General features: G+C 61.8%; 1 pseudogene. It reads right to left on the bottom strand.

What is annotated here, in order from left to right:
• Nucleotides 1-492: pseudogene (locus AC1DS3_RS39465) on the bottom strand (acetolactate synthase 3 large subunit); the annotation flags it as partial.

The following is a 492-nucleotide window of genomic DNA, read 5'->3' as shown; positions in this document are numbered from 1 at the left end:
TGGTGCTGGCCCACGTCCGAGCAGACGAAGGCATCGCCGTGCGTCAGCTCCCAGATCTTCTCAACCACGTACTGCGGCTTGATGATCTCGGAGTTGCGGTCGTACTTGAGGCAGTCCACCGAACGCCATTGCTCGATCTGTTCCCACCACTTGGCCAGGGCCTCGCGCTTGGGCTTGACGTCGCTGGCCTGCAGCTGCGAGATCAGCTCCTGCAGCACATCCTTGACGTGGCCCACGATGGGAATGTCGACCTTGACCCGCTTCGAGATGGAAGACGGATCGATGTCGATATGGATGATCTTGCGCGGCTGCGAGGTGAAGTGCGCCGGGTTGCCGATCACGCGATCGTCGAAACGCGCCCCGATGGCGATCAGCACGTCGCAGTTCTGCATGGCCATGTTGGCTTCATACGTGCCGTGCATGCCGAGCATGCCGACGAACTGCTTGCTGGTGCCGGGGAACGAGCCGAGGCCCATCAGCGTGTTGGTGACC

The organism is Cupriavidus sp. 01L46 (assembly GCF_056399905.1).
Note: the sequence above shows the minus strand (reverse complement) of the source record. Positions and strands in the feature narration are given on the sequence as shown.